Annotated in this window: 5 protein-coding genes and 1 tRNA gene; 4 read left to right on the top strand and 2 right to left on the bottom strand. The window is 53.8% G+C overall.

What is annotated here, in order from left to right; all coding sequences use genetic code 11:
* Positions 1 to 432 precede the first annotated feature (432 nt).
* Positions 433 to 2,154 (bottom strand): DNA polymerase/3'-5' exonuclease PolX, encoded by a 1,722-nt coding sequence (polX, locus tag SH528x_RS32020; protein ID WP_442507480.1) that lies wholly within the window; start codon positions 2,152 to 2,154, stop codon positions 433 to 435.
* Between the two features lie 110 nt (positions 2,155 to 2,264).
* On the opposite strand from polX, the gene SH528x_RS32015 reads away from it, so the two are divergent.
* The 4 genes from SH528x_RS32015 to rrtA all read left to right on the top strand — a co-directional run bounded on the left by SH528x_RS32015 (position 2,265) and on the right by rrtA (position 8,038).
* Positions 2,265 to 2,347: transfer RNA gene (locus SH528x_RS32015), tRNA-Ser, on the top strand.
* A 466-nt stretch (positions 2,348 to 2,813) separates the two neighbouring features.
* A complete protein-coding gene (locus SH528x_RS32010; protein WP_442507479.1) occupies positions 2,814 to 4,748 on the top strand; it encodes a VWA domain-containing protein in 1,935 nt (644 codons plus the stop codon).
* 285 nt (positions 4,749 to 5,033) lie between these two features.
* Positions 5,034 to 7,373, top strand: coding sequence for a VIT domain-containing protein (locus SH528x_RS32005; protein WP_442507478.1), 2,340 nt, complete (start codon positions 5,034 to 5,036; stop codon positions 7,371 to 7,373).
* Entirely contained in the window at positions 7,370 to 8,038 is a 669-nt protein-coding gene (gene rrtA, locus SH528x_RS32000; RefSeq protein WP_442507477.1) for a rhombosortase, read from the top strand. The genes SH528x_RS32005 and rrtA overlap by 4 nt, the downstream gene beginning before the upstream one ends.
* Positions 8,039 to 8,361: 323 nt before the next feature.
* Here rrtA and SH528x_RS31995 read toward each other — a convergent pair whose 3' ends face one another.
* A complete protein-coding gene (locus SH528x_RS31995; RefSeq protein ID WP_442507476.1) occupies positions 8,362 to 10,635 on the bottom strand; it encodes a restriction endonuclease in 2,274 nt (757 codons plus the stop codon).
* Between the last annotated feature and the right edge of the window lie 766 nt (positions 10,636 to 11,401).

Here is an 11,401-nt window from a genome sequence, read left to right as displayed (position 1 = left end):
AGCATGGGAGAGGTCGGACGGGCCCTTTAAGCGTCGTCCGGGTGAGGGCCGTCTGCGCAACATCGCTTGCAGTGCGTCTCCACTTGCTCGGTCGGCCCTCACCCGAGCATCGCTGAAGGCTCTGCTCGACCTGTCCGTCAAAACTGCGTTTAGCAGAGGTGACAACCGATGCGGGTTACCTCTCCCGAGCGCAGCATGGGAGAGGTCGGACGGGCCCTTTAGGCGTCGTCCGGGTGAGGGCCGTCCGCGCAACATCGCTTGTAGTGCGTCTCCACTTGTTCGGTCGGCCCTCACCCGAGCAACGCTGAAGGGCTCTGCTCGACCTCTCCCTTAAACTGCGTTTGGGAGAGGTGACAGATGATTGGCTGGTTCCCACCGGCCAATCACAACCCGGCCGGTGGGAACCAGCCCTATGCCATTTTCAAAAATGCTCTAACGCATTAATTTCTTCATCTCGCCCCAAGGCCGCGTGTTGGCCACGTCGTCCTTGGTCAAACCGCCGCGACGTGCTTGCTTGATTCCGTATCGCATCACGTCCAGGCCATCGGTCGAATGCGCATCGGTGCTGATCACGATCGGGATTCCGTGCCGTTTGGCTGCCGCCAAATGCACGTCATTCAGATCCAAGCGTGCCGGGTTCGCGTTCAACTCCATCAGCGTCCCGTTTGCTTTCGCGGCCGTCATCACCGCATCGATATCGACTTCGTAGGGCGGACGACGATTGATCAACCGTCCGGTGGGATGAGCGACACAGTCAACGTGTGGGTTTTCAATCGCGCCGAGAATGCGTTCGGTGATCTGGTCGCGTGGCTGTTTCTGGCCGTAATGGACACTCGCCAGCACCCAGTCGGCTTCCGCCAGACAATCGTCCGGCAAATCCATCCCGCCTTTTTCGAGAATGTCGCACTCGATGCCTTTTAAGATGATCAGGCGGCCTTTGTACTCGTCACGAATCGCATCGATCGCTTTCCATTGTTCGCGAAGTCGTTTCGGATCGAGTCCAAATGCCATCGAAACTCGCTGGCTGTGGTCGGTAATCGCAATGTACTTCAGTCCTCTCGCGATCGCGGCGTCGGCCATCTCTTGCAGCGTTGCGGTTCCATCGGTTGCATTGGTGTGCATATGTAAATCGCCGACGATGTCGGACGTTTCAATCAGCTCGGGCAGTTCGCCTTTTTCGGCCCACGTGAACTCATTGCGATCTTCGCGAAGCTCGGGCGTAATCCAAGGCATTCCGATCGCCTTGTAGACCTCTTCTTCGGTTTCGCCAGCCACTCGCGAGTCGTCTTCGGTTTTGAACACGCCGTACTCGTTCACTTTCAGTCCATGTTCTTTGGCAATCCGTCGCATGTGGACGTTGTGTGCCTGAGAACCGGTGAAGTACTGCAGTGCCGCACCAAACTCGTTCGCTTCGACCAGACGCATGTCGACTTGGAATGCTTTGGCGACACGGATCGATATTTTGGTATCGCCGCGAGCGATCGTTTGGCTCCGCTGGGGAAAAGCTTCGAAGTGATCCATCGCTGCGGTGCGGTCTTTGGCAACGACGAGTAAGTCGAGGTCGCCGATCGTTTCACGGCCGCGACGGTAGCTGCCCGCCCAGCTCATCTTTTCGATTCCCTCACACGACTGCATGTGGTTGCCAATCGTTGTGGCCAATTCATCGCCGGTGGACCAATAGATTCGCTCGGCGGCCTGCTTGGCGATCGCCAGGCCGTCCAGGATCGTCTCTTCGGATTTAGGGCCGAATCCTTTGACTTTGCGGACCCGTTCTTCCTGACAGGCGAGTTTGAGGTCGTCGAGCGATTCGATTTCCAGAGCTTCCTGTAATTTCATCGCTTTTTTGGCGCCCAAGCCAGGGATTCGAGCCATCTGGATCACAATTGGGGGGACCGCTTGGCGCAATTCTTCCAATTGGGGTAACCCGCCTGTTTGGATTAGTGTCTCTGTTTTCTCACTGATCGTTTTGCCGATACCCGAAATGTCGGCAAGATTGCGATCGGGATCGTTGACAATGGCCGCGACTGGTTCGTCGAGATCGCGGATCGCCTGGGCTCCATTGCGATAAGCCCGGATTCGGAACGGATTTTCGCCGCGGAACTCCAGTAGTTCCGCCATTTCGTCAAACACATCTGCGATCGCCGCGTTATCCATCCGTCATTCTCCACTGGGTTTTTGAGATTTACATTACCAATCCGTTGGTCTGAAAAACACCACCAGTTGCGAGGAAACGAAATCCAGCACAGAATAGCGAAGCCGAATTCGGAGGATAAGCGAATTGGTGAGCGGCCTCATTGGAACTGAGGTACCCCGTAAGGGGCTGCGGGTTCGAGTCCCGTGTCCTCCGCTGTTCAAAAAACGCCGCCTGAAACTTGATGTTTCAGGCGGCGTTTTTTTGTTGGCCAGTCAATTGGGACAGTGCCCATGGCTACAGCATGTCGCCACTTCGTGGCTGTCGTCAGTCCCGAAGGGACGGCCGGATGTAGCCACGGGCGAGAGCCCGTGGATGCTTTTCTAGCATCGAGAGGAACTCTTCCTCTCCCGTTTGATTTCCCCGAACTGTAAGCCATCACACAGACGGAAAGTCGGCTAACTGGTATCGTTCGACCTGTTTTACAGTTGTCGGACCTGCCTGTGACACCTCGATGTGATTATCGGCACCAAATCCTCACATTTCGTAACGATTTAAATTCCATCTCGTTCAACGAATTCGACCCGGCACGGAACTGAGTTTCGTTTGACAAGGGTTCGATGGACCGGCTATTCGTGTAGGGATTGCTTCTCACACCTTTTCACTTTTTCCGGCAGCGCGCATGCCCGGCTCCCAATTGTTTTCTCCCTTGGATACCGCTGACGTACGAGTGTCGTCATGGAGTCAGAGACACAGTCGTTTGGTTTCCTTGCTGACTTCCGCGGGACTGCACACGTTGTTGTTGCTGGCTTTAGCACTCTTCGTCCTTCCCACGATGGTCCGCCGCACACAAGTCCTGGAATTCGCAGTGGGCGAATCCGACACGTACTCACTGACGACGATCGATGTTACAACCCAGTTGGATGCCATCGGCTCTGATCTCACTGATGAGCCCATCGTGATCCCCGAATTCGAAGTGACTCCAGAATTGGATGCTTCCTTGTTGGAGTTATCTGGGGCAATTGACGAACCCTCTCGCAGTAGCAGCAATGTCTCGGCGGTCGCCTACGTAGTTCCTAAGAACATTGGTGAATCGCTCTCCGCATCCAACTCGGTTGAAGGTGCTGTCGATCGGATCACTTCGGAATTGGAAGGGAAGCTTGAAAAAGGCAACCTGTTGGTTGTTTGGCTGCTCGACGCATCACACAGTTTGGTGGATGATCGCCAACGCGTCGCCGTTCGCTTAGCTCCGTTCTATGAAAGCATCGTCGATCGTCACAGCGAGGCGGAGTTTGAACTGCGAAGCGCTGTCGTCTCTTACGGTTCCGCAATGCGTGAACGTGTCGCACCGACGGAATTTGGTAAGAAGATTGTTTCTGCAGTGGAAGATTTGCCCATCGATCGAACGGGGGACGAGAATGTCTTTAGCAGCGTTGCAAAATGTGCCAAGGTTTATCGGTCGTCATGGCCCGATCGGCAAATCGCCATCGTGATTTGGACTGACGAATCCGGTGACGACATCGAAAACCTCGAGAACACGATCGCAGTCTGCCGCGAACAGCAGGTATCGGTGTCCGTCGTGGGGCCATCATCCGTATTAGGTGCCGACACGGGACTGCATTCTTACTTCGATCGTAAGACTCAAGAGGTTTACCAACTTCCGGTCCGACGCGGACCTGAAACGGCAATGCCCGAACGACTTGAACTTGGCTATTGGTATTTCACGCGTTGGAATTCCCCGGTGCGAGGAGGTCCCCGAAGCTTGCCAACGTGGCTCGGTGGGCAAGACCTCCGCGGTATCCTTTGCGGGTTTAGTCCCTACGCGCTGACACGTTTATCAATTCAAACAGGAGGGGCCTACACGATCTTCGACCGGCCCGAAGAAAGTGACCCATTCGATCCCGAAGTGATGGCTAGGTACATGCCAAGCTACGGGGCGTTGGCTGAGTACCAATCCGAAGTCCAGTCGAATCCATTGCGACTCTCAATCATGAGAGCCGTAGGCGAATTGAAAGGTAAGAACGTCGACGAGCCGACTACGATGTTGTTTATCAAACGAACGGGCAGCCGCGTCTTCGATTTCACGCGGTACTATTACACACCGAGCGAGTTTCGATCGAAGCTACGTTCGTCACGCGGACGACTGAAGGCTCAAGCGACACGGTCATCAAAGATCATTGACGCGGCCCTGATGTACCTCAGCGAGGGTGGCGATCTTGACCTTGGCTTAGAGGATCTCTACGAGCACGAGGATTCACCGCGATGGCGAGCGTGGAACGACCTGACGCGAGGACGCTTGCTGGCAACGAGTGTGCGCCTTGAGGAATATCGTTTAGCAATCGATTCAATGATTTCCCCCGACGGGCTGGCCCCATCAACGAATTATGTGATTTTAAGGGCATCTTCGGAATTGCGATCCAATGAGACGTTCCAAAAACGAGGTGACGAGGCCGAGCGTTTGCTGAGGCGATGCGTACGAGAAAACCAGGGAACGCCGTGGGAAACGTTGGCGCAACGAGAGCTTGATTTTGCGCTCGGAGTCGGAGTGCGTCAAATGTCACTCACGCAACAGCCGATGGGGCCAGTAACGCAATCGCCAAATCTTCCCAGGTTTTGAGCGCAGAGCAAGTATCTTCTGCTGTTTTTAACACACTGCGAGGCCCGCATCGCCGAACTGTACGCCAGCACACAGACGGAGTGTTTTAAAGCTCGTTTCGTCCGAGATGTCAAGCAGCCCCAAAGTTACTCAGCTCCGGGCGTGTCAGCATGACGCTAGCAGGGTGTTTGCATCCCTGTCGGATTTCCGAAGGTGGAAAATCGGTGAATTCGCGCTTCGCCGCCCACGGGACGGGATCTTTCTAGAGAGTCACTTCGATTCTCAATTCCCGGAGCACCACTTCCCATGAACGCTCAATCCCCGGATCGTCGGATGCAATCGACGGTATTGCCTCTGGTCACGCCGTTCGCCGTCCTGGCATCCATCTTCATTTTCTCCGCCGTCGCGCAAGCGGGTTACACCGTGCTCAACGGAGCGCCCGTCACCCAAGGGCAAATGCGAGTTGACGAAGAGGATTTCGAACAACTGAAAGCAAGGCTGCCGGCACCCAGCCCAGCCTTCACCCTCAAAGAGACGCGAGTGGAAGCCGATATCTCGGGAATCCTGGCCCGTGTTCGTGTTTCTCAGGTGTTTAAGAATCCGTATTCCGAACGGCTCGAAGCGTTGTACGTCTTTCCGCTACCCGAAAACTGTGCCGTCGACGCCTATTCGTTTCAGATCGGAGAACGTGTGATTGTCGGCGAGGTCAAACGCAAAGACGAAGCACGTCAAGAATACGAACAAGCTCGGGATGAGGGGCGAAAGGCGGCGTTATTGGAACAAGAACGGGCCAACGTGTTTTCACAAGCGGTGGCCAACATCCCTGCCCACGGCGAGGTGACCGTGAACATCGAATACGTTCATCCGTTGGAAATCGACGAAGATCGTTACGTCTTTCGATTCCCGATGGTTGTTGGGCCGCGATATATACCAGGAGCCCCGTTGAGTCGTCCGAACGTGGGACGCGGCTGGGCAACCGACACCGATCAAGTCCCCGATGCGTCGCGGATCACTCCCGACTTCCTTCCCGAAGGGATGCGAAACGGCAACGACGTGTTTGTCTCGGTGAAGGTGGACGCGGCGATGCCGATTCAAGAAATCGTGCCGGTCACCCACGAATTAGACATTCAACAGACGTCAGAAACCCATGCAGTCGCGACGTTGAAGAACCAGTCGACGATCGCCGACAAAGACTTTGTTATCGAATATCGTTTGGCCGGTGATCAGAGCACCCTGGCATCGTTGGCTCACCGCGAATCCGATGCAGACGACGGTTACGTGATGTTGGCGTTGCAACCGAAATGGTCCATCGAGCCGGCGGAAATCACGCCTCGTGAAGTGATCCTGGTGCTGGACACCAGCGGATCGATGAACGGGCCCGCGATCAGCCAATTGCGTTTGTTTGCCGACCATGTTCTGGATCATTTGAACCCACAGGATGAATTTCGAATCATTGCGTTCAATAATCGAGCGACCGCCTTTCGGGCGGATCAGCTCGTGGCCAGTGACGTCAATGTCCAGGCCGGAAAGCAATTCGTGCGCGGGCTGCGTGCGAGCGGCGGAACCCAGTTGTTGTCGGCACTCGAGTTAGCGCTTGAAGGCAACGCTGACGAATCGGCTCGCCCACGCTACATGGTGTTGATGACCGACGCGCTGGTTGGCAACGACCATTCGATTCTTCACTACCTTCAAAATCCCGAGTTCCAGGATGCTCGCGTGTTTCCCATCGCGTTCGGTGCAGCGCCGAATGATTACCTGATCAGTCGCGCAGCCGAGATGGGGCGTGGGTTTTCCATGCAAGTCACCAACCAGGACAACTCGCCTGAGATCGCTCGGCGTTTCCATGAACGGACCAGCCAACCCTACATGACCGATTTGCAAATCGATTGGGGAGGACTGGTCGTGAAAGACCTAGTGCCTTCGCGACTTCCGGATTTGTATGCAGGAAAACCTCTGATCGTTTTGGGCCGATACGATACTCCAGCGTCGGGGACGATCACACTCAAAGGCAATGTCCTAGGGCAAGCCGTGCAGATGGGACTCGAATTAGAACTTCCCCAACAAGAAGCCGCCCACGACTCGATCGCTCCGGTATGGGCCCGCCAGCGAATTCGACAGATTTGGAACCGCGACGTGGGCCACGAAACTCCGCAAGGACGTGACGAGATCACCGCCTTGGGGCTAAAGCATCAACTGATGACGCAGTACACGTCATTCATTGCCGTCGATAAAGAACTCTCCGAGCCGCCGCAGGGGCAATTGGTCACAGAAACCGTCCCAGTGATGATGCCCGAGGGGATGACCGAGCAATCGGTTGGTCGCTCGCGTGCCGTCGCGAGACCGGGCCAGACAGTTCAACAAGCCGCTTCACCTGTAGCTGCAGATTCAGAGCCACAACCGCAGGCCTACACCAATCCGCCACCCGCGATGCCCGCAGCATCAGGCCCGTCACGTTCATCGTCGACGTCAAACACTCCGCCCGCAGGTGGCGGTACATTCCGCAGTGGTTCAGGCGGTGGCGGTGGTGGCCCGATCGGCCCGATCACTGCAATCTTCTCGCTCGGCGGTGCAGGCGCTGCCGCGATGATGCGTCGACGAAAGGCACTAAGCACCAAAGATCAAAGCACCAAGGAGCTGATGCGATGAGTGCCGGCGAATCCCTCTCCACAGCGATTCCCAAGGCCAGCGGCACATCTCTTCAAACGATGTGTCGCCAGGGAAGTGTCTGGCTCCGGCACTCGCCTGTGACTGCGGTCCTATCAGCAATCGCAATCGCGGCGTATGCCTTTCCGAGCCTGACTGCTGGTTTACAGTTGGACTTTGCTTCTGTTACCTCTGGTCAGTGGTGGCGTCTTCTTACTGGTCACCTCACGCACTTTGGCGGCGGTCATTTGTTTTGGGACGTGTTAATGTTTGTGGTGTTGGGCGCAGCCTGCGAACGACAACATCCCAAACTTTTCGCAGTCTCGCTAATCGTGATGGCGCTCGGTATCTCCGCAACCATCATGCTCGCGTGCCAAGATGTCTCCGGTTACCGAGGCCTGAGCGGAATCGACACCGGACTATTCGTCTGGTTCATCGCTGACCAAATTCGACAATCCCTCGCCAATCGCGATCGAATGTTCGCCAGCGTTTGGACCGCAACGGGAATGTTGTTAGTTGGGAAGCTCGTCTATGAATTCACCACCGGCGAGATCCTGTTTGTCAACGCCGAAGGTTTCAAGCCGTTAGTCGAATCCCATCTAGCGGGCGCCACGTTCGGAGCAATGTTTGCCGGTCTGGGGATCATGTGGAGACGATGGAAGTGGTAGAAGCGTTTTCGCCAACGTTCGATTTTTTAGACGACGCATCAAGTCAATCCGTTGGGCCAGCAATTACTTGATGGTCACGTCCTCAGCGAGCGGATTCTTATCGCGAATCCGATCCTCGACCACGCGAATGGCGAGCTCCGACTGCTCCAGGCGGGGTTCCCACCCGCTCGTCAATCGAACATTGCCGGTCCGCAGATGCAGCGTTTGGCTATTTGAGTTCTGACACCTTATCCGCTCCACCCAAAGAATTGACCGCATGGCACGCTGCAATTCCCGTCCCGTTTGATGCCCTGACAAAACAGACGTTAGACGTTTTTGCCAACTCACTCACGTAAGGAATCGAGAATATCGTCAACAGCTCTGCTCTCTTTACTTTTGTCGAGTCTAGAGAATTTCCAATCCTCTTCATGTATTTCTGCTTGCCGATCTTCTTGTTCACTCAGCATGTCAACATGTTCATGCAAGTCATCAAGTCCGAGATCATTAGTGTCGAATCCCAGCTTTACAGCAACGCTTTCCAACTCGTGGATTGCATCTATCGCCTGATCAGATGTAGACGCTTGATTGACAATCGAATTAACGCTGCCGATGCAAGTTGATGCAAAATGATCTCTCAACTTCTCTTTCTCTTCCTCCTCATTCTCATCAAAAAGTTCAATAACTGCACCAAAGTCCTCAGGGAAGTAGCAGTGCTCAATCAATCGCTCTCGGACGCCGGTAACGGGAAGTAATTGGTGGCTTCGGTACGGCTTCGCCGCCTCGAAGTAGGTCTTGTACAAACGACAAACCTCACTTACGTCCGAACGCGATAGGTCAGAGTCCGAAAGATGTTTTCTCGCAATTTCGAATACCGGATCCAGAGCAGCAAGCGATCGGAATCTCCGTAGCACGCCAATCCAATCCGCTAAGGCATCTTCAGCGCTTGATGTGCTCATCAACACTGAGCCATTCTTGCTGTCACTAACGCAAAAACGGGTGGTTCGGTCGGCTCGCTCCATTGCAGCGACAATCTCATCTGACGAGATGAAACCTCGATGATCAGCAACCAGCTTTTTCGAGATCCAAATCAAAACGTCTTGAAAAGAAAAACAGTTCAACGCGGTCTTCAACAGATGGTTGTCATTGGCGAGTTCGGCACTGGTGAAGTCCTCTATGGCTGGGTTGTGAAAGACAAGGTAAGGCACGTCTTTTCGCCGCAGAACAGCTAAAAAGTTACCTTCCAGTTCTTTCAGTGTCGCCGAAAAAGCGGCATCGTACCCCGACAACTCCAGCCCCAACGCCTCGCGGAACATCAAGTAATGTGATTTCAGCCCTTGCACAGATACATTCGATCCGTGCATAGCGAATACGAGTAACAACTTTTGAGCATTCTCGGTGAGCTGATGGCGAAACGCATGTTCCCAAATGCTTTTCGGATCGTCTAGTCGAGCCAGAAACGCCTTGCCAAATCCATCACCATTGAAGGCAGAGACGCTTTGCATCTCGCACATCGTTTCCACGATGCGAGGATTGTAGTTTTCGTGGTCCAGTGTCTTTCTCGCCAAACCAGACGATACGAATTCGCTACAAACGTCCGGTTCAATTCCATAAAAGTGCAAATGATTCACGAGGATCTTGGCACGGATTTTTGCCGTATAATCTTCTAGCTCAACAGTCGACTTCGCCGCTTCTACTCCGGCATCTCTGGCCAGGATCTCGTGTTGTTGGATAGCCTGCTCAAACAGATATTCCCGTGTGGTTAAGACCAAACGCTTGCTTGCGGGATTCTTTCGACAGGCCTTCATTAACTGGAGAAGCTGCGAATCTTCGTTCTTCGGTAGACGCTCTCTTAGGCTCGTTGCCCCGAGGAAATCATCGTAGAAGAAGATCTGCTTGATTTCTGGACTGTAAACGTCAAATGCATTTGACGTCCCGCCTGCCACATAAACACCATCAAAATCATTTTCCAAATGATATGCAACAAGCAGTCTCGCCGTTGTGGTCTTTCCGATTCCAGGTATTCCGGTCAGCATGCATACCCCAGTCTCGCTAAGCATGTCGATCGCGCGATCGAACGCTGGTGTGTGGACGAACATTGATAGATGACGTTCGATCTCGTCCATCTCCAATGCACTTTGAGCGAACACACCATTTGAAAGTAACTTCTGGAGAACAGCAACGCTCGGAAGCCAAAGTTTGAAATGCTGCCTTTCAATACCTTGATACTTACCGAGCAGGTTGTTTAGATCCTCCGCTCCAAAGATGTCACCGGGCGACTGAATTAACGGAGACAAAACTTTGAACAGTTCGTCCTTTTCACCTTTGGCGAAGCTGACTGAAGTCGTCAAGATGTAGCGAGACGGCTTTAGCTTTCTTGCTTTTGGCAACTCCTCATGCTTCATGTAGCTTTTCAGCTTTGCGAAGCCGGACTTTGCCCAGTGTTTCGCTTGGACAATTAAGACTGTCCCGTCGCGAGGTTTTGAGTAACGAAGGTCGACCCCCCTGTCACGTCCGCTACGAAAACTCTCGAGGTGAAGCCCAAGCTCTTTCTGCAGGAGATCGCGAGAAAGTTCCTCAAAATCCAGCGGAGATAGCGTCGAAAAGTCGTAGGCAGGCATGGTTCCTCTAGACTCAATTTAAAAGAGGTGAAGGCTGCGTCTTCGAAGGAAGAAAACGGGACGGCAGAGTAAATCGCTCCGATCATAGGCTTAAGCTTGCCTTCAACGAATGCCAATACCCCTTTCCGCGGTATCTCCGGTGCGACGCCAACGTCCAGAAGTCCATATTGGACAAGTCTATCAGGCAATTAACCGTGGCAACCGGTGTCAGGGAAATTTTCACCGGCCTTCGACTATAACGTATTCGTTTGTGTTTTTGCCGAAGGGCTCGGGAAATACCCCACCGAGTTGCTCAGTTGCGTTCGCGTAGTCTGCTCGACGTTGCCGGGCATCGGTTTCGACGCGAACGGTCGAATCTGAGCAGCGGACCGTAAGGTCGGCATGATCACGTATGGCAAGGTCCGCGCAGTTCAAGACACGCACCTTCCGCCTCGATATTCGAATCGGTCCAACTCCAGTGCAGTCTTGGTACCGCGACAACCCATTTTGACTATCCAGCGATCAAACGCGACTCGCAATAATTCGTGATGCGATCTTTCACAGAACTTGGGTATGGCTGCTAATTTTTATTTTTTTGCAGAATTTTGTTGCGGTGCAATCCTAAACCCCCTAAGTTCGGCTCTACTTTGCAGAGGTGCGGAATCGCACACTCTATATGCTTTCTGGCGTCAGCTCGAACTTTAACGGAGTAGCATGGTGTTGAACCGTCAATTGAAGAATCACAGTAACAGTTCAGTTGCTCGGCGAAGCACAGAAAAAATAGGAA

Origin of the sequence: Novipirellula methanifontis (genome assembly GCF_052161655.1) — a bacterium.
Lineage (GTDB): Bacteria > Planctomycetota > Planctomycetia > Pirellulales > Pirellulaceae > Novipirellula.
The sequence above is the reverse complement of the archived record's forward strand: the minus strand, read 5'-3'. Positions and strand labels throughout refer to the sequence as shown.

Coding starts and splice junctions, on each gene's coding strand:
- polX (WP_442507480.1), bottom strand. CDS start 2,154: ATGGATAACGCGGCGATCGCAGATGTGTTTGACGAAATGGCGGAACTA.
- SH528x_RS32010 (WP_442507479.1), top strand. CDS start 2,814: ATGCCCGGCTCCCAATTGTTTTCTCCCTTGGATACCGCTGACGTACGA.
- SH528x_RS32005 (WP_442507478.1), top strand. CDS start 5,034: ATGAACGCTCAATCCCCGGATCGTCGGATGCAATCGACGGTATTGCCT.
- rrtA (WP_442507477.1), top strand. CDS start 7,370: ATGAGTGCCGGCGAATCCCTCTCCACAGCGATTCCCAAGGCCAGCGGC.
- SH528x_RS31995 (WP_442507476.1), bottom strand. CDS start 10,635: ATGCCTGCCTACGACTTTTCGACGCTATCTCCGCTGGATTTTGAGGAA.